This window comes from Arthrobacter sp. T572 (assembly GCF_056780115.1).
Genome location: NZ_JBRAZQ010000002.1, coordinates 3,047,187 through 3,064,982, shown reverse-complemented (window position 1 = coordinate 3,064,982; position 17,796 = coordinate 3,047,187). Strand labels below are relative to the sequence as shown.

General features: G+C 65.1%; 19 protein-coding genes. 7 read left to right on the top strand and 12 right to left on the bottom strand.

What is annotated here, in order from left to right:
* Position 1: 1 nt before the first annotated feature.
* Positions 2-1,039, bottom strand: a complete 1,038-nt coding sequence (locus ACUYMZ_RS15425) for an ABC transporter substrate-binding protein (RefSeq protein WP_442422983.1) — start codon at positions 1,037-1,039, stop codon at positions 2-4.
* 362 nt (positions 1,040-1,401) lie between these two features.
* Between ACUYMZ_RS15425 and ACUYMZ_RS15420 the strand changes: the two genes are divergently transcribed.
* The 6 genes from ACUYMZ_RS15420 to ACUYMZ_RS15395 all read left to right on the top strand — a co-directional run bounded on the left by ACUYMZ_RS15420 (position 1,402) and on the right by ACUYMZ_RS15395 (position 5,583).
* Positions 1,402-2,265: an HpcH/HpaI aldolase/citrate lyase family protein gene (locus ACUYMZ_RS15420; RefSeq protein WP_426003698.1), complete on the top strand. Its 864-nt coding sequence runs from the start codon at positions 1,402-1,404 to the stop codon at positions 2,263-2,265.
* On the top strand, positions 2,265-3,185 hold the full coding sequence (locus ACUYMZ_RS15415) for a DUF2797 domain-containing protein (RefSeq protein WP_442422984.1): 921 nt from the start codon (positions 2,265-2,267) through the stop codon (positions 3,183-3,185). Before ACUYMZ_RS15420 ends, ACUYMZ_RS15415 begins: the two co-directional genes overlap by 1 nt.
* A 36-nt stretch (positions 3,186-3,221) precedes the next feature.
* Positions 3,222-3,452 (top strand): DUF3188 domain-containing protein, encoded by a 231-nt coding sequence (locus tag ACUYMZ_RS15410; protein WP_426003696.1) that lies wholly within the window; start codon positions 3,222-3,224, stop codon positions 3,450-3,452.
* Between the two features lie 45 nt (positions 3,453-3,497).
* Positions 3,498-3,959: an FAS1-like dehydratase domain-containing protein gene (locus ACUYMZ_RS15405; protein WP_426003695.1), complete on the top strand. Its 462-nt coding sequence runs from the start codon at positions 3,498-3,500 to the stop codon at positions 3,957-3,959.
* Positions 3,959-4,393 carry a MaoC family dehydratase gene (locus ACUYMZ_RS15400; RefSeq protein ID WP_481604255.1) on the top strand — a complete coding sequence of 145 codons (435 nt, stop codon included), beginning with the start codon at positions 3,959-3,961 and terminating at the stop codon, positions 4,391-4,393. Before ACUYMZ_RS15405 ends, ACUYMZ_RS15400 begins: the two co-directional genes overlap by 1 nt.
* A 122-nt stretch (positions 4,394-4,515) precedes the next feature.
* On the top strand, positions 4,516-5,583 hold the full coding sequence (locus ACUYMZ_RS15395; protein WP_481604253.1) for a UDP-N-acetylmuramate dehydrogenase: 1,068 nt from the start codon (positions 4,516-4,518) through the stop codon (positions 5,581-5,583).
* An 11-nt stretch (positions 5,584-5,594) separates the two neighbouring features.
* On the opposite strand, the gene ACUYMZ_RS15390 is transcribed toward ACUYMZ_RS15395, so the two are convergent.
* The gene (locus ACUYMZ_RS15390) at positions 5,595-6,074 is read right to left on the bottom strand and encodes a hypothetical protein (RefSeq protein WP_481604251.1); all 480 of its coding nucleotides are present in this window, start codon (positions 6,072-6,074) and stop codon (positions 5,595-5,597) included.
* A gap of 102 nt (positions 6,075-6,176) precedes the next feature.
* On the opposite strand from ACUYMZ_RS15390, the gene ACUYMZ_RS15385 reads away from it, so the two are divergent.
* Positions 6,177-7,280: a winged helix DNA-binding domain-containing protein gene (locus ACUYMZ_RS15385; RefSeq protein WP_481604249.1), complete on the top strand. Its 1,104-nt coding sequence runs from the start codon at positions 6,177-6,179 to the stop codon at positions 7,278-7,280.
* Between the two features lie 122 nt (positions 7,281-7,402).
* Here the strand turns inward: ACUYMZ_RS15385 and asd are convergent, their stop codons facing one another.
* The 10 genes from asd to ACUYMZ_RS15335 form a co-directional block, all read right to left on the bottom strand.
* Positions 7,403-8,557, bottom strand: coding sequence for an aspartate-semialdehyde dehydrogenase (asd, locus tag ACUYMZ_RS15380; protein WP_426003690.1), 1,155 nt, complete (start codon positions 8,555-8,557; stop codon positions 7,403-7,405).
* A 105-nt stretch (positions 8,558-8,662) separates the two neighbouring features.
* The gene (locus tag ACUYMZ_RS15375; protein WP_426003689.1) at positions 8,663-8,884 is read right to left on the bottom strand and encodes an NF038396 family protein; all 222 of its coding nucleotides are present in this window, start codon (positions 8,882-8,884) and stop codon (positions 8,663-8,665) included.
* A 20-nt stretch (positions 8,885-8,904) separates the two neighbouring features.
* Positions 8,905-9,504, bottom strand: a complete 600-nt coding sequence (locus ACUYMZ_RS15370) for a dihydrofolate reductase (RefSeq protein WP_481604247.1) — start codon at positions 9,502-9,504, stop codon at positions 8,905-8,907.
* Entirely contained in the window at positions 9,501-10,304 is an 804-nt protein-coding gene (locus tag ACUYMZ_RS15365) for a thymidylate synthase (protein WP_481604245.1), read from the bottom strand. The genes ACUYMZ_RS15370 and ACUYMZ_RS15365 overlap by 4 nt, the downstream gene beginning before the upstream one ends.
* Entirely contained in the window at positions 10,301-10,693 is a 393-nt protein-coding gene (locus ACUYMZ_RS15360) for a GntR family transcriptional regulator (RefSeq protein ID WP_481604243.1), read from the bottom strand. The genes ACUYMZ_RS15365 and ACUYMZ_RS15360 overlap by 4 nt, the downstream gene beginning before the upstream one ends.
* The gene (locus ACUYMZ_RS15355) at positions 10,690-12,333 is read right to left on the bottom strand and encodes a hypothetical protein (protein WP_481604241.1); all 1,644 of its coding nucleotides are present in this window, start codon (positions 12,331-12,333) and stop codon (positions 10,690-10,692) included. The genes ACUYMZ_RS15360 and ACUYMZ_RS15355 overlap by 4 nt, the downstream gene beginning before the upstream one ends.
* A 73-nt stretch (positions 12,334-12,406) precedes the next feature.
* A complete protein-coding gene (locus ACUYMZ_RS15350) occupies positions 12,407-13,375 on the bottom strand; it encodes an NUDIX hydrolase (protein WP_481604239.1) in 969 nt (322 codons plus the stop codon).
* Positions 13,376-13,384: 9 nt separating this feature from the next.
* Positions 13,385-15,634 (bottom strand): RNA degradosome polyphosphate kinase, encoded by a 2,250-nt coding sequence (locus tag ACUYMZ_RS15345; RefSeq protein WP_481604237.1) that lies wholly within the window; start codon positions 15,632-15,634, stop codon positions 13,385-13,387.
* Between the two features lie 104 nt (positions 15,635-15,738).
* On the bottom strand, positions 15,739-16,719 hold the full coding sequence (gene mshD, locus ACUYMZ_RS15340) for a mycothiol synthase (protein WP_481604236.1): 981 nt from the start codon (positions 16,717-16,719) through the stop codon (positions 15,739-15,741).
* A 221-nt stretch (positions 16,720-16,940) separates the two neighbouring features.
* Positions 16,941-17,639, bottom strand: coding sequence for a winged helix-turn-helix transcriptional regulator (locus ACUYMZ_RS15335; RefSeq protein WP_021472377.1), 699 nt, complete (start codon positions 17,637-17,639; stop codon positions 16,941-16,943).
* Between the last annotated feature and the right edge of the window lie 157 nt (positions 17,640-17,796).

Sequence of the window (17,796 nt, the reverse complement as noted above, 5' to 3'; positions counted from 1 at the left end):
GTCATCCCTTCTTCCCGGTGGCGGAAGCGGCGAGCTCGTTGAATTCGTTGGTGTAGTACTTGGACGGGGTGAGCTGGCCCTTGACGATGCCTGCCGAGTTCAACCAGGCCTCCCAGCGGGTGAAGTCCTCGTCCTTGATCACACCGTTGTCCGGAACCCCGGTGCTCTTCCAGTACTTGAGGTTGGCCGTGCTTTCATTCCGGCCGCGGCTTTCGATGATCTTGGTGTAGCGGGCAATGACTTCCTCGCGGGGAGTCTCCGTGGCCCACTTGATGGCCTTGGCGATCGCGGTGGTAAAGGCGCGGGCGGTGGTGGGGTTCTTCTCGATGAAGTCGTTCCGGAGCACGATCTGGCCGCCGGCGAAGGTTCCGAACAGCTCATAGTCGTTGAAGAGGGAGCGGAGCCCGCCTGCCTCGATGGCCCGGTCCTGCAGCACGCCGCCCAGCGTGCCCGCATCAACCTGGCCACGGCGGATGGCTTCCTCGGTGTCGTTCGGTGCCAGCGGAACAAGCTGGACCTGCTTGATCTCATCCGGGCTGAGGCCGTTCTTGGTGAGGTAGGTGTTGATGACCGCCTCGTGGTGGGCGCCCAGGGTGTTGACGGCAATCTTCTTGCCGATCAGGTCGCGTGGTCCCTTGATGGGGCTGTCCGCTTTCACGTAGTAGCCGCTGAACGTTTTCTGGTCGGCGCCGTAGTAATTGATGACGCCCTTGACCGGTGCGCCGGCCTCGATCAGCTTGGTGACCGCGCCGGTGAACGCGCCGCCGAAGTCGGTTTGGTTGGTGGCAGCGGACTGGATGTCCTGCGGTCCGCTGGTGGTGTTGCCTACCCACTTCAGCTCGATGTCGCCCAGGTACCCCAGGTCGTCGGCGAGTTCGGGGAAGGTGACCTGGTTGGACCAGCCCTGATAGCGGAGCTCCTTGACTTCGGTTCCGGCCTGGTTGGCTTGTCCGACCGTGGCTGCACCGCCGCAGCCGCTCACCGTCAGCGCTAGTACGACGGCGGCCGCGACGCTCAGGAGGGGACGATGCAGTTTCATGGGGGGCTCTTTCCGATGGAGGATTTGTGTGATGGGGAAAACCGGCAGGTGCGCTGGCTTGGGAACGATGTAAGCCCACGGCGACGGTGCCTGGGAAGTCTTCCGGTAACGCCCGGAAACGCTGTGAAACAGCGTGAAATGCGACGAAACGGAGGGCCACGGAAGGCAACCCGCGGACACAAGTCGTGGTGTTGAGCCCGGTGACGAAGAGCGTCCGGTGAGCGGCCTTTGACTGGCCGGTAACGCCGTCGGGAAGTCATACTCCGCGCGGAGCGGGGTCATATGGGCTTTAGTTCGTATTGATCCTCACAACCGGCGGGATTTCTTCGCCTCGTGGGGCACAGGGCGGATACGGTAGATACATGACCTCTAGCATCGCCGCCGAGTCCGTTCGGCCTACCCGCAACATTCCCGCTGATATCGCCCGTTCCTGGCTCCTTGTCAACGCCATGAAGACGGAGCTTTTCGACGAGTCGGCGGGTTCGCGGGCAGATGCCATCATCCTTGACATCGAGGACGCGGTTGACCCGTCCCAGAAGGACGCCGCACGTGAAAACGTGGTGAACTGGCTCGCCGCCGGCGGCCAGGCCTGGGTCCGCATCAACGACGCCACCAGCAAGTTCTGGGCGGACGACCTCGCAGGCCTCCGCGGCACCCCCGGCCTTCTGGGCGTCATGCTCGCCAAGACCGAATCCGCGGACCAGGTCACCGAGTCCTACCACCGCATGGACGGCAAGACCCCCGTGATCCCGCTGGTCGAGTCTGCGCTCGGCATCGAGGAAGCCAACCACATCGCCCGTGCGCAGGGCGCATTCCGCCTTGCCTTCGGTTCCGGCGACTTCCGCCGCGACACCGGCATGGCCGCCACCCCGGAGGCCATGGCCTACCCGCGGGCCAAGCTCGTCGTGGCCAGCCGCGTTGGCAACCTGCCGGGCCCGATCGACGGCCCCACCGTAGGCACCAACCACCCGATCCTCCGCGAACAGACCGGTATCACCGTCACCATGGGCATGACCGGCAAGCTCTGCCTGGCCATTGACCAGACCACCGTCATCAACGAGGTCATCAGCCCCACGCCGTCGGATGTCGCTTGGGCCACCGACTTCATGAACGACTTCGAAGCCAACGGACGCGTGATCCGCGACGGCTCCGACCTCCCGCGCCTCGGCCGTGCGGAGAAGATCATGAAGCTCGCCGTAGCTTTCGGTGTCCAGCCTTCGCTGTAATGCTCGTCCACGGCGTCGCGTGGGACTCTCCGGCGTCGCCCGTGCTGCGGCTGCGCGCGCCGGGGGAGTCCACTGACATCGCGTTGGCCCAGGGTTCCACCCTGGGCCTTCGTGTCCTGCCGGGGCTCTGGTGCCTTGGGCACACCAAAGTGCATGGACCCCGCGACCGGACGCACGTTGACTGCGGCAACGGATCACCGGCGGAACGGGGAACCCAGTGCGGGGCCTGCTTTGCGCGCGATGATTCCCGGCTCATGCATGACTTTCATCGGGGCGGATCCGTGCCCGCCGGCCTTCGTGCTTACCTGATGCAGCCGCACTGGCTCTATGTAGCCACCTTCGCCAACGGAACCACCAAAGTGGGCACGGCTTCCGCGCCCAGGAAATGGAACCGGCTGGCCGAACAGGGCGCCGTGCACGCCTCCTATGTGGCACAGGCTGACGACGGCCGGACCGTCCGCGTGCTGGAAGATCTCGTCACCAGCGAACTCGGCCTGGTCCAGCAGGTGCGCTCCGCGGCCAAGGTGGCCTCGCTGGTGCAGCCGCGTGCCGCCGTCGAACTTGCAGCCATCAACCGGAGCCACGCCGCCAAGGTGCGCAGGCTGCTGGGTGGCCTGGCGATGACAGGCTTTGGGGTGGTGGACGAAGAGTGGGACCGGCCGGGGCTGGCCAATGACCTCTGTTCCGTGGGGTCGTCGCCCGACGTCCGGCACGCCTATCCAGTAGAGTTCGACGGCGGCGGGCACGGGCTGCGGGTCCGCTCACTGTCCGGGGCCATCGCCTTGGCGACGCTTCCCGATGCTGCCGGTGGCGAGGTGGACGGAAGCTTCATCGTGGACCTTGGGTCCTTGAAGGGACGGCGGGTTGAGCCCGGCCACCACGTCACCGAGCTCCCCGCCCTGCAGGATGCCCTGTTCTGACACCGGTTCCGCCGGCGCGGCCGGTAGACTTGGACGGTGCTGAACGAATTCTGGGCCACCGCTTCCACCGCCTACAAGGTGCTGGTTTTCAGCGCCATGGGGCTCATCGCGGTGGGCCTGATCCTGTCCATCGCAGGCAACACCTCCGGGAACCCGGGCCTCGCCATGGCGTCACTGCCGGTCATCGGAGTGGGCCTGCTGCTGCACGTGGGTGGCATCGTGGTCCGCGGCCAGCAGATCCGCAAGGGCTACAAGAAGCAGCAGTAGCCGTCGGGACAGCGCCCGGCCGGTCCGGGCCGATAGGGTTGGACCATGAGTATCAATCCGGACTTGCAGGGGCGCAGCTACCCTGCCGCAGAGGTATATGACGTCGGCCGCGAGAAAATCCGCGAGTTTGCCAAGGCAGTAAAGGCCGGCAACCAGGCGCACTTCGATGTCGAGACAGCACGGGCCCTTGGCCACAAGGATCTGGTTGCGCCGCCGACGTTCGCCATCATCGTGGCCCAGCGCGCCGATGCGCAGCTCGTCGAAGACCCGGACGCGGGCATTGATTTTTCCCGTGTGGTCCACGCAGACCAGCGCTTCACCCACCACCGGCCCATCGTGGCCGGCGACCGCCTGGTAGCAGAACTCCACGTTGATGGCGTCAGGGCCATGGGCGGCGGTGCCATGATCACCACCCGCTCCGAAATCTATGCCCTTACCGGGGAAGACGGCCGCGAGAAAGTGGCCACCACGACTTCGTCCATTCTGGTCCGCGGAGAGGGACAGTAATGCCAAAGCTTGAAGAACTGACGGTGGGCCAGGAAATCGGTACCGGCAGCATCCAGGTCACCCGCCAGGACCTGGTGAAATACGCCGGCGCATCCGGCGACTTCAACCCGATCCACTGGAACGAAGCCTTTGCCACGGCCGTTGAGCTCCCCGGCGTCATCGCCCACGGCATGTTCACCATGGGGGCGGCCGTGCAGTTGGTGAGCGACTGGGCAGGCGACCCCGCCGCCGTCGTCGATTACCAGACCCGCTTCAGCAAGCCCGTGCTGGTGGCTGACACCACCGGAACGGAGGAAGCCGGCGCCGTCATCGATGTCACCGGGATCGTAGGTGCACTGGACCCGGAAGCCGGAACGGCCCGGATCGACCTCACAGTGGTAGCTGCCGGCCAGAAGGTCCTCATGAAGGCACAAGCGGTCGTCAAGGTTCCGTAGCCTTCGGCTGGAGTCGCGGCGCACCCCCTCGTCCCAGGGACCACCGGGTGCGCCGCTGCCTTTGCGCCGCTGCCTTCCGGAGTGCGGATGAGGGTATCCCCGATCCCGGCTAGGCTTGATGGGTGACCCAGACGCTGCTTTCCGAACTGACCACGTCCGCCGTCGGCGGCCCGGCCCGCGCCTACGTTGAGGCCCGCACCGAAGCGGAAATCATCGACGCCGTCCGCTCAGCCGACGCCGCAGGGGAGAAGCTGCTCATCATCGGCGGTGGTTCCAACCTTCTGATCTCGGACGAGGGTTATCCCGGGACGGTCCTCAAGATCTCCTCCGAGGGTTTCACGGTCAATGCGGAGGACAGCTGCGGCGGCGTGTCCGTGGTGGTCCAGGCCGGACACAATTGGGACGCCCTGGTGGAACATGCCGTGCTGCACGCCTGGTCCGGGGTGGAAGCGTTGTCCGGCATTCCCGGAGCCACTGGTGCCACGCCGGTCCAGAACGTCGGGGCCTACGGGGCCGATGTCTCCCAGACCATCGCCGCTGTGCGGACCTGGGACCGCCAGCGCAATGCTGTGCAGACCTTTACCAATTCCGAGCTCGCCTTCGGTTACCGGGATTCGATCCTTAAGCAGACCACGGTGGAAGGCTCCCCGCGCTACGTCGTGCTGACTGTGGAGTTCCAGTTGGCGCTGGGCCGGATGAGTGCTCCCATCCGCTACGCCGAGCTCGCCCGGGTCCTGGGCGTCGAGGTCGGGAAGCGTGCGTACTCCACTGATGTCCGGCGGGAGGTGCTGCGGCTCAGGGCGTCCAAGGGCATGGTCCTGGATGCTTCGGACAGGGACACGTACTCCACGGGTTCGTTCTTCACCAACCCCATCGTCCCTGCCGGGCAGGCAGCGGAGTTGCCGGAGGACGCCCCCAGGTACCCCGCCGGAGGAGACGGCCTGGTCAAGCTGTCCGCTGCCTGGCTGATCGACCACGCCGGCTTTGGCAAGGGCTTCGGGCTGGACGCGTCCAGCGTTTCAGGCGGCAGGGCATCCCTGTCCACCAAGCACACCCTGGCGGTAACCAACCGCGGCTCGGCCTCGGCGGAGGACATGGCGGCCGTCGCGCGTGAGGTGCGTGCCGGCGTCGTGAACCGCTTTGGGATCGAACTTCACCCGGAACCGCTGCTGATCGGCGTCTCGCTGTAGCCGGACCGCTGTCAGCGCGTACGGCGTTCGGCCAGCGGAAGAACCTTGTTGAGCAGGAGGAACGTCAGCCCGCAGCTGACCGAACCCAGCAGGAAAATCTGGCTGAAGGCGACGCTCTGGGGTGACGGGCCGCTGGGCATGAAGAGGCCGGCCGCGGCAAAGCCCACCAGGCCCAGGAGCATCACAAGGGCTCCCACCAGGAAGCTGCGGACCTGGGCGGCAGCGGCCGGGTAGAACCAGGGTTCGGGAGCGTCGTCGTCCCGGTCGCCCACGGGTTGGACAATGGCAGCGGCACCGATCAGCGAGGCTGCCGCAGCGGTGGCGATGAGCCCCGCCCGCTGGATCCCCTCCATGGAAGGGGACAAGCTCACTCCCGTACCAACAGCCACGATCAGCCCGGCGCCCAGCCCAAGACCGGTGCACCACCAGCCGGCAGCTGCCAGCCACCGGCTCAACGGCCGCACCAGCGGAGCGAGATCACCAAAAAGCATGCATCCATCCTAGGAAATCCTGCTGGAAGACGGCTGGGAGCCGGTGCAACGTTCCCTGTGCCGCCCGTTCCTTCCCGGCCGCCAAGGCTTCTAGGATGAAGCATGCTTGCTCCTAGAACCATCGGTCGGTTACGGCTGGCGAGCCAAGGGCTCCTTACAGGTTTCGGATCAGTTCCCGAGGCTGTGCGGTGGATGACTGCCATGCAGGCGCAGGACCTGGGCTCAGCGCTGTGGGCGGTCGGTCAGCGCGTGCCGGGATCAACGGCCGCTGACGTGCGCCAGGCCTTGGACGCCGGGACGATCGTCCGGTCGTGGCCCATGCGGGGAACCCTGCACCTCCTGGCACCCGAGGACCTCCGCTGGATCCTCGGCATCACCAGTCCCCGTTTGATGAGGGCCGTGGAGGGCAGGCACCGTGAACTGGGTATCACCCCCGATGACATCAGCCACTGCCGCGATCTTGCCCTCAAGACCCTCCATGACCTGGGCGGCCAGGGTGCCAGCCGGGAGCAACTGTTCACCGCTTTTGAGGATGCCGGGCAGCCCGCCAGGGCGCAGCGGGGAATCCACATTCTCGGCAGCCTGTGCCAGGAAGCCACGTTGGTGCAGGGGCCCGTGGCGGTCTCCAACGGCAAGGCCCGTTTGCAGCAGCTGTTTGTTCCGTTCGACCAGTGGATCACCGGTTCAAGGGAATGTGACCGGGAGGAAGGAATCGCCGAGCTCCTGGTCCGGTACGTGGGCAGCCATGGCCCGGCGACGATCAGGGACTTCGCCTGGTGGACGCAGATCCCTTTGACGGAGGTGCGGAGGGCACTGGAAGCCGTACAGGACCAGCTGGTGGAACTGGCTTTTGACGGGATCAGCTACTGGGTTTCGAAGGACAGTGCGGAACTGCTCGACGGCGGTGTCCCCGGCTCCCGCTCACTGCTGGCACTTCCCGGGTTCGACGAGTTTTTGCTCGGGTACCAGGACCGGAGCATGGTGCTGGCGCCTGAAGCCGCCGGGTTGGTGGTTCCGGGCGGGAACGGTGTGTTCAAACGCATCATCGTGGCCGGGGGAGAAGTGGTGGGAACGTGGGCCAGGACCGGCGCGGGGAAGAGCCTGGGCGTGGTCGCTGAGCCGTTTGAAGGAGGGCTTGGGCCGGCTGCGCAGAGATCGTTCCAGGTGCAGGGCAGGGCCTATCTGAAGTTCATGGCCAGCTGGTAGCTGCGCACGCCCGGGACAGCGAAACACGCCCGGGACGGCGAAACCCGCCCGGGACGGCAAAACCCGCTGTTTCATCGCCGGGTGGCAACAAAACAGCGGGTTTCGGCAGTGCAGGACGTAGCTTAGAGCTTGCCCGTCGCAATGTTCAGCATGCGGCGCAGCGGCTCTGCCGCACCCCACAGGAGCTGGTCTCCCACGGTGAAGGCGCTGATGTACTCCGGGCCCATTTCGAGCTTGCGGATACGGCCAACCGGGATGTCCAGGGTGCCGGAGGCCGCCACGGGGGTCAGGTCCGCCATGGAGGCTTCCTTGGTGTTGGGCACCACCTTGGCCCACTCGTTGTCCTTGGCCAGAAGGTTCTCGATTTCCGTGACGGACAGGTCCTCGCGAAGCTTCAGGGTCAGTGCCTGCGAGTGCGAACGCATGGCGCCGATACGGACACACAATCCGTCCATTGCGATGTGTTCCTTGCCCGCAGCGCCCTTGGACGTGCCGAGGATCTTGTTGGTCTCGACTCCGGCCTTCCACTCTTCCTTGGACTGGCCGTTGCCGAGGTCGGCATCGATCCACGGAATCAGGGAGCCGGCCAGCGGAACGCCGAACTGGGTGGCGTCAACGCCGGTGCGCTGGGTGGCGAGGACCTTGCGGTCGATCTCCAGGATGGCCGACGCGGGATCCTCGAGTTCACTGCTGACCTCGTTGTTCAGCGTGCCGAACTGGTTCAGCAGTTCGCGCATGTGGCGCGCCCCGCCGCCGGAAGCAGCCTGGTACGTCATGGACGTACCCCACTCCACGAGGTTGTTCTTGAACAGGCCGCCGAGGCCCATCAGCATGCAGGAAACCGTACAGTTTCCGCCGATGAAGTCCTTCACGCCGCCGGAGAGCCCGGCATCGATGACGTCGCGGTTGATGGGGTCCAGCACGATGATCGAATCGTCGTTCATGCGCAGGGTGGAAGCGGCGTCGATCCAAAGGCCGTCCCAGCCACGGCTGCGGAGTTCGCCGTGGACCTGCTTGGTGTAGTCACCGCCCTGGGCGGTGACAATAATCGGCAGCTTGGCAAGCGTCTCAATATCGAACGCGTCCTCGAGCTTGCCTGGATCACCCGCGGTAGAGCTCAGGAAGGACGGGGCGGCACCTCCTGCGTTCGAGGTGGAGAAAAATACCGGGTTGATGTTGGCGAAGTCGTTCTCTTCCTGCATGCGGTGCATCAGGACGGAGCCGACCATGCCACGCCAACCGACCAGTCCAACGGACGGATTAGCTGCTGTAGTCATTCACCCAGTCTAAACTTTCGGACCTTGGTACCGCTGTTGGTTACGTCACCCGCACCACGTACGACGACGGCCCGCACCGCAGCGTCCGGCGAGCCGGAAACGGGACTACTGTCCGGCGTCGTGCTCCTGTACCAGCGCGGCCTTCCGGGCCCGCAGTGCGAAGAAGGCACCAAAGGCGAAAACCTGCGTGATCACCACGAGCACGATGATGCCCAGGATTTTGTTGCCGCCCAGGATCATGGTGAGCCCCACGATCGCGGAGAGCAGCGCGAACAGCGGCAGCAGCATGTAGCCCAGCACGAAGAGGGTTTCGGGTTTCTTGAGCATTGCCTGTACGTCCTTGGTTCCTAGCTTTCGGTCCGGCGCCATGAGGTGAACCGGTAATTCGTGCCGTTGGCGGCAGTGAGCCAGCCGTCGGCCGGTGCCATGGTGTCGAAGGTCCAATCGTCGCCGAGTTCCGGGGCGAAGGTATCGCCGTCTGTCTCGAGGTCGATGATGGTGATAACGGCGAGGTTGGCTATGCCCATGGATTGTTCAAAGATCTCTCCGCCACCGACGATCCACACCTTCTGGCCGCCGGGCGAGAACTGGGACTCGAGCAGGGCAGCATCCAGGGAATCCACTACTACTGCGCCTTCAGCATCGGCCGTGGATGCCCATTCCCGGTTGCGGGTGATGACGATATTGGTGCGTCCAGGCAGCGGACGGTACTTCTCGGGGAAGGATTCCCAGGTCTTGCGGCCCATGATCACCGGATGGCCTGTGGTGAGCCGGCTGAAATGCTTCAGGTCCTCCGGCAGGTGCCACGGCATGCCACCGTCCTTGCCAATGACGCCGTTCTTGGTCTGCGCCCAGATCATCCCGATGCCCGTCATCTTCGCAGCGGTTTCCTGCGTGAAGATGACGCCGGGAAGCTGCACTTTCGTCTCTTCTGATGGCGTGCTCATACGGCGATCGGGGCCTTGATGGTGGGGTGGTGGCGGTAATTGACCACCTCGAAGTCGTCCAGCGTGTAGTCGAAGATCGAGTCCGGCTTCCGCAGAATGTTCAGCGTCGGGTACTCATAGGGATACCGGCTGAGCTGTTCTGTTACCTGCTCCACGTGGTTGTCGTAGATGTGGACGTCGCCACCCGTCCAGATGAATTCACCTGGTTCAAGTCCCAGTTGCTGGGCCACCATGAGCGTGAGCAGCGCGTAGGAGGCAATGTTGAAGGGCACGCCCAGGAAGGTGTCCGCGGAGCGCTGGTAGAGCTGGCAGGACAGCTTGCCGTCAGCAACGTAGAACTGGAAGAACGCGTGGCACGGCGGCAGTGCCATGTCCTTGAGCTCGGAGACGTTCCATGCCGACACGATGTGCCGCCGCGAGTCCGGGGTGGCTTCCAGGCCCTTCATGAGTTCGGAGATCTGGTCGATGTGACCGCCGTCGGGGGTTGGCCAGCTGCGCCACTGGACGCCGTACACCGGGCCCAGTTCGCCATCGGCATCCGCCCATTCATCCCAGATGGAGACGCCTTGGTCCTGCATCCACTTCACGTTGGAGTCGCCGCGCAGGAACCACAGGAGCTCGACTGCCACGGACTTGAAATGCACGCGCTTGGTGGTGATGAGCGGAAAGCTCTTGGCAAGATCGAACCTCAGCTGACGGCCAAAAACGCTGCGCGTTCCAGTCCCGGTGCGGTCCGACTTGTGCGTGCCATTCGCCATGACGTCACGCAGCAGGTCTTCGTAAGGGGTGGGGATGCTCACGAGTCCAGCTTACTGGCCAGCCGCCCGCGAAGCAGATCAATGAGCGATTCGTCACTGACGCCCGCGTCGCGCGCCGCGCGGATCAATCCGTCGACGGCGGCCAAGACCGCGGTATTTCGGTCCACCTGGGCGTGAGGGGCCTCCGGCGGCCCGACGACGAGAGTTCCGTTCCGCCGTCGTGTTTCAATCAGTCCGGACTGCTCAAGTTCCTTGTAAGCGCGCGCGACTGTCCCGGCTGCGATGCCGAGGTCGGCCGCGAGGCTTCGGACGGTGGGCAGGCGGTCTCCGGGTTGGAGGGCCCCTGCGCTGACCAGCGTGCTCAGTTGCCGGCGGATCTGCTCATACGGCGGCACGGGGTCCGTGAGGTCGATCGTGATGCCGGCCGTCATGGCGATGGTTGGTTCTGCTTGCTGGCGCGGTCCCGGGGGATAGCGCGGAACAGGCTGCGGACAGGTGTGACGGCGGCGACTACGGCCAGCGCGAAAAGGACGGCGCCGATCATGGTTGACGGGCTCGGGGCAATGCTTTGGAACGCCGGGAAGAGTGCTCCCCACGCTTCCACGTTGACCAGCAACAACAATCCGGCGTTCGCCAGGAGGTAGGCGGCCAGCGTCCGGACGATCCGGAACACAGTGATGGCTCGGAGCGCGGCGTCCAGGCCGCGTTCGGCGTGACCCTCCGGAACAGCACGACGACGACGGGCGGCCAGGATTGCGGTGGCACCTATCAGCCCCACACCGCAGGTCATCAGCAGGCAAGCAGGCCACGACGGCGTACCCACCAGCAGCGCCTGCCCGGCTCCGGTCAGGGCCATGGTCACTGCGAACACCGTTGCCGAGGCGATGGCGAAGGCGAGGAGTCCCCTGGACACTGCCTGCCGCGGCCAGTGCAAGGGTTCTTCCGGGTCACCATGGTTGTGGGCGATCAGGAGTTCTCCAGCGATGATCACCAGCAGGATCAGGGTGGCCATGACAGTCACCACAACAAGGGGCGCCAGGGACCCTTGCCCCTCGACAGGGATGAAACTGAACCACAACACCAGCGTCAGGAGCGGCAACGCCCCCACGAGGCCCAGTGCCGCGCCCAGGGAGATGCTGAGCTTCGCCGCGGCGTGCGTCCGCGGATCGGCCCTCAGGGCGTTGCTGCTCATCGGCTGCCGTAACTCCTGGAGCGAAGGAAGCTTCGGCACCTTCCACCACCACATGACCAGCAGGACCGCCATGTTGACCAGGCCAGGAATGTTGAACCATGACGATTGCCAGGTCGCGCCGGGTGCCGGGAGGGATGCGAAGTTGCCTGCGATGGTGGCAAGGCCGGCCGCGATCGTGGAGACCGTTCGAAGGAGCCGGTTGGTGGCAATGGTTCGAAGGACCCTGTTGTCGTCACTGCCCAGGTTTTCCAACTGGCGTCGGCGGGCAATGAGCACCAGAACCAGCCACGTCGCTGCTGCCAGGACCGCCAGGGCACCACCGAGCCACCAAGCCAGCTCCGATCCTGCGATCCTGCCGTCCTGCCCCTGGCCCGTGTAGACGGTGGTCCCTTCCGCCGACGGGGGAGCGGGGCTGGGAAGTACGGCAGCGTAGGCCGGCTGCGTGGCGATCGTGGCTATGGCGATGGCCGCGTAGGCAAAGATCGCGGCGGTTGTCCACGCGAGTTTCCGCGGCAGGAAGTCGCGGATCCTGCGCACGCTTATTTCGGCATACCTGCGGGGTGCTTTCGGGGCGGGGTAGCTCAGCTGCCCCAGGATGTGGACCGCCAGAGTCGCGGCGATTGGCCATGCCAGCGCCGTAACGATGTCCTCCGCGGTGTGGGGCGCATTCGACGCCGTGGAGTCTGCCCGGATGACGCCTGTGCTCATGGCTCCCTGGAGGGAACTGGCCATCCAGCCGATGATTCCCACCCAGAGGCCGTGCGATTCCACGGATTTGGCATCGGCCGTGGACCATACCTGCACCCTGAGGAAGAGGTAAACGAGGATTGCTCCGAGCGCAGGCCCCAGCAACAGCAGAGGCGGCAGATCAATGGACACGGTCAAGACCCCCCAAGTCTTCGAATGTTTGTATCAAGTATTTGATACAAACGCCTCGGGGGTCAAGCCGCAGCTAATCGTCGAACGGTTTGACCTGTTCGACGGACACAACCTTCCTGTCTCCTCCCCTGGCCACCTGGCACACGACCACTTCGCCCGGCGACAGGTAGGGGTCGGACTGCGGCAACCGGCTGCGCAAGGCTGAGGTCATGTGCTGGCCCAACTGCTTGAGCACCGTAGGCAGGGCCGGACGGTGGGTGCATACCGCCACGGCAACCTGCTTGTCGAAGAGCGCTTCAACGGCGGCGGCGGTCTTCTTGGGCGAACGCCCGTGGTTGTGCTCCGTCAACGCTTCCACCAGTTTTACCTTGGCTCCGCTGGACTTGGCATAAGGCGCAATGGTGGCGACGCATCGTGTCCAGGGGCTGGTCACGATCCGCTGTGGCTTCCACGCATCCAGCAGCCTTTGAACGGCTATGGCTTGGCGCTGCCCCGTAGCTGCCAGGGGGCGGTCGCCTTCGGCCTTGGTCCAGGAGGACCGCGGTTTGGCCTTGGCGTGCCGGATCAATACCAGTGGCCACGTGTCCAGTTCACCCCGGGTGTGGGCCTTTTCAAGGTACTCGAGCGGCTCCACGTCCGACGGGTTGCTGAGGAAGGAGGCGGCCCTGTCGGGGCTGCACCACATGACACTGTCCACTTCCTTGCCGTCCGGCCGGAGTTGGCTTCCGTTCACGCGCACGGCCCAGTAGTGGACCACCTTCAGTCCAGCGCTGACGTGGTAGTGGATGGGCGGCAGCGGAATGCCAAGTGTTCCGTCCAGTCCAATTTCTTCCCGGACTTCGCGGACGGCGCACTCGGGAACGGTTTCTCCGTCGTCAAGCTTGCCTTTTGGCCACGACCAATCGTCGTAGCGGGGGCGGTGGATCAGGAGTACCTCCAGGGCGCCGCGCTGGATCCGCCACGGGATCGCGCCGGCCGCCAGTACGGCCACCGCCTCTCCGGGGTGGTCCGTCTGATCCGCCACGGGGGAATCGCTTTTCAATACTTTCCTTTACCTTCGGGCGGCTGCACGCTGGCGGGAGCGGGATGCCAAAAGCCAGGACTGCATATCCAGGAGCGGTTTGCCGTCTTCATCGAGGTGATGGCGGGTCCAGTGGCCTTGGTTGTCCAAGTGCCAGCTGGACGTCTCATCGTCAACGTAGCGGCGCATCAGGTCCAGGACCGTGGCGATGTCGTCCTTGCCCGCGAGCTGGACCAGCGCCTCCACGCGGCGGTCGAGGTTGCGGTGCATCATGTCTGCGGAGCCGATGTACACCACAGGCTCGCCTCCGTTGGCGAAGGCAAAGACCCGCGAGTGCTCCAGGAAGCGGCCCAGGACGGAGCGGACAGTAATGTTCTCGCTGAGCCCGGGGACCCCGGGCCGCAGGGAGCAGATCCCGCGGACCACGACGTCCACCTTCACCCCGGCCTGGGAAGCACGGTAGAGGGCGTCGATGATCGCTTCATCCACCATGGAGTTGACCTTGATCTGCACCTGCCCGGGGATGCCTGCGGCGGCGTTGCGGATTTCCCCTTCGATCCTGTCGATCAGGCCTGAGCGCACGGAGCGGGGGGCAACGAGCAGCCGCTTGAAGGTCGACTTCGGGGCGTATCCTGACAACTGGTTGAAGAGCTTGGAGAGGTCTTCGCCCACCTGGTCGTTCGAGGTCAGCAGACCCAGGTCCTCGTAATAGCGGGCAGTGCGCGGGTGATAGTTGCCCGTGCCGATGTGGCAATACCGGCGGAGGCCGTCCACTTCCTGCCGCACAACGAGCGAGAGTTTGCAGTGGGTCTTCAGTCCGACAATGCCATAGACAACATGGACGCCTGCCTGCTCCAGTTTCCGGGCCCAGGAGATGTTGGCCTGCTCGTCGAAGCGGGCCTTGATTTCCACCAGCGCCAGGACCTGCTTGCCGGCCTCGGCAGCGTCGATCAGGGCATCAACGATCGGGGAATCGCCGGATGTCCGGTAGAGGGTCTGTTTGATGGCCTGGACCTTGGGGTCCGCGGCCGCCTGCTCCAGGAACGCCTGGACGGAGGTGGAGAAGGAATCGTACGGGTGGTGCAGCAGGATGTCCCGCCGGCGCATGGCCGCAAACACGTTGGCCGCCTTGGACGTCTCGGATTCATTGAGGTATCGGGACGTGTGGGGGACATGCTTGGGGTAGTGGAGGTCTGCGCGGTCGATTCCGGCGATGACCGACAAGCCCCGGAGGTCCAGGGGTGCAGGCACCGAATAGACCTCTGACTCTTCCACCCCCAGTTCGCGCACCAGCAGGGCACGGATGTTGGGGTTGATGTCCGTGGTGACTTCCAGTCGGACCGGAGGGCCGAAGCGCCGGCGCAGGAGTTCCTTCTCCAGGGCTTGCAGGAGGTTCTCGGCATCGTCCTCTTCCACCTCCACGTCCTCATTACGGGTGACGCGGAAGGTGTGGTGCTCCAGGACCTCCATGCCCGGGAACAGCTTGTCCAGGTGGACGGCGATGACTTCTTCCAGCGCGATGAAGCGGGCCACGCGACCAGGCACGGCTCCTGCGCGTGGACCATCCACGGAGATGAGGCGCGGGAGCTGGTCCGGCACCTTGACGCGGGCGAAAAGCTCCTTGTCGCTGACCGGGTTGCTCACGATCACGGCAAGGTTCAGGGACAGGCCGGAAATGTAGGGGAACGGGTGCGCCGGGTCCACCGCCAGCGGGGTGAGGATGGGGAAGACCTTCTCCTGGAACATGGTGGTCAGCCGGTGGCGGGCTTCCTCGTCCAGTTCATTCCAGTGCATGATGTGGATGTGCTCGTAGGCGAGCTCGGGACGGATCTGCTCGGCGAACACCCGGGCGTGGCGCTCCTGCAGCTTATGGGCTTCCTCGCTGATCTGTTCGAGGACCTCGATGGGGCTCAGGCCGGCAGGGGAAGGAACGGCCAGTCCCGTGGCGATGCGGCGCTTCAGCCCGGCCACCCGGACCATGAAGAACTCGTCCAGGTTGGAGGCGAAGATGGAGAGGAAGTTGACGCGCTCCAACAGGAAAAGGTCCGGATCCTCGGCAAGTTCAAGGACGCGCGAGTTAAAAGCCAGCCAGCTGAGCTCCCGGTCCAGGAAACGGTCGGGGGAGATGTCGCCCGCGGGTTCGAGGCTGGGTGCGAACTCAGGGATGTCGATGCGGTCCTGGGTGGCCCGTGACGCCGGAACTTCGGATGACCCGAAGCGTGCGGGAAGCGTGGCGCCCTTTGAGGTGGATCCGGCGGTGCCGACGGGGTCCGGCTGCATGGGGTTCTCCTAAGCTCGGGACGGGGTTTGTCTCCCACATTACAAGCATTTGCCCCGCCCTCAGCCAAGATGTCCGCGGCTTTCGGATCCGGGCGCCGCGGAGGCTACTTTTCGCTCAACGGGCCGTACATGACGTCCGTGTCCCAGCGCACGAAACCCAGCTTTTGGTACAGCGTCACAGCGGCCTGGTTGTCCGCGTCCACATACAGCATCACCGCGTGCAGGTCCTTCTCCTGCAGGTGCCGGATCCCGGCTACCGTCAGGGCCTTGCCCAGCCCCAGTCCTTGCGCAGCCGGGGTCACCCCGACGACGTACACCTCGCCGATCGGCGGGTGCGATCCCTGCCGCGGGTGCACCTTGGTCCAGTGGAACCCCAGCAACTGGTCGCCGGCGTCCACGGCCAGCAGGAAACCGGCCGGGTCGAACCACTCCTCAGCCATGCGGGCGTCCAGGTCTGCGCGGGTCAGCGAACCTTGTTCCGGGTGGTGGGCGAAGGCGACCCTGTTGGCAGCCAGCCACTTCGCCTCATCACGGCCCGGCTCGAAGGGGCGGATGGAGACCCCGTCCGGGAGAGCGGCGTCGGGCAGTGCGGCAGTGGAGGACATCAGCCGCATCTTCCACAGCTCCCGGACCGGACCGTAGCCGAACCGCGCGGCGAGTTCCGCAGCGGCCTCGTGGTTGCCGTGGGACCACGCACCCAGGCCGGCAAAGCCGCGCTGCTCCTGAAGGGCAGCCAGCAGCCGACCGGCCACTCCGCGGTTGCGGTAGCTCGGGTGGACCGCCAGCTCCAGCACACCTTCGGGTTCGGCCTGGCCCAGCGGTTCAACGACGACGGCGATACCCGCCAGGTCCTCGCCGGTGGCCGGATCGGAGTCCTCGTCCGGGGCGTAGAGGGCAAGTGCCATCACGGTGTGGTCCCCGGCATCGGCCCCGCGGAGCATCACCAGGGTCTGCTCGGACAGGGGAGGGTTCCCGTCGGATTCCTCCGCTGCTGCAGCCAGGGTCCGGAAGTCCTTCAGGAGTTCGGGGTCCAGGGCGCCGGTGACGTGCAGGACGGGCCAGTTTTCCGGGTGCGCGTGACTCATGATGCAAGGCTATACGCCCGGGTGCGGCTGCGTAATTTGATGTGTGGGCATAACGGCGGTAATCTCGTTATCTCGTTCGGCTTTGAACCTGGGTTCAGGTCATCAGCCGGGCATTGGGGGGATCCACCAGTGGGGTGGCCTCGATACGTTCGACCCGTATGTCCTCCACCACAACAAAGAGGCCAGGATTCACCGGAATCCTGGCCTCTTTGTCTTGCTGCCTACGCTTCGGAGAGTTCGTCGTCCGGCAGCCGGACGAGCGTCAACCGGTAGCCCACGTTGCGGACCGTGCTGATGAGGTTCTCGTGGTCAACGCCCAGTTTGGCGCGCAGGCGCCGGATGTGGACGTCCACCGTCCGGGTGCCGCCGTAGTAGTCGTAACCCCACACTTCGGTCAGCAACTGCTGGCGGGTGAAAACCCTGCCGGGATGCTGGGCCAGGTACTTGAGGAGCTCGAATTCCTTGAAGGTCAGGTTGAGCGGCTGGCCGCCCACGCGTGCCGTGTAGCTGGCTTCGTCAATCACGACGCCGGCGGCCCGGATCTCCGTTTGGGTTTCCTCTTCGCCCGGTACAGCCCGGGCCATGGCCAGCCGGATGCGGGCTTCCACCTCTGCCGGGCCTGCCGAGTCGAGCACGATGTCGTCAACCGACCAGGCCGAGGAAACGGCAGCCATGCCACCCTCGGTCAGGATCAGCATGAGTGGTGCACTGAGTCCGGTGGCTTTGAGCAGCTGCGTGAGGGAACGGGCACCCACCAGATCCTTGCGGGCGTCAAGGAACACGATGTCCGTGGGGTCGGTCTCGAGCAAGGCGGTTGGCTCTGCCGGAAGGATGTGCACGCGATGGTTGAGCAATTCCAGGGCAGGCAGGATGTCCACCGAAGAGCCGGTGCTGTTCGTCAGGAGCAGGATGTGCGACATAGTTCCTCCAATGGGCGGTACGCGCATCATCGGGCGTCGAAACCGGAGTCTCACCGGCCGGTCACGGCTGCGTGCCGGCTCCCTGCCCGTTGTAACGGGATGAGGGCGTAAACAGCGCGCCGTTGAAGTTTGAGTATACCCACCCGGCCCCGCGCCG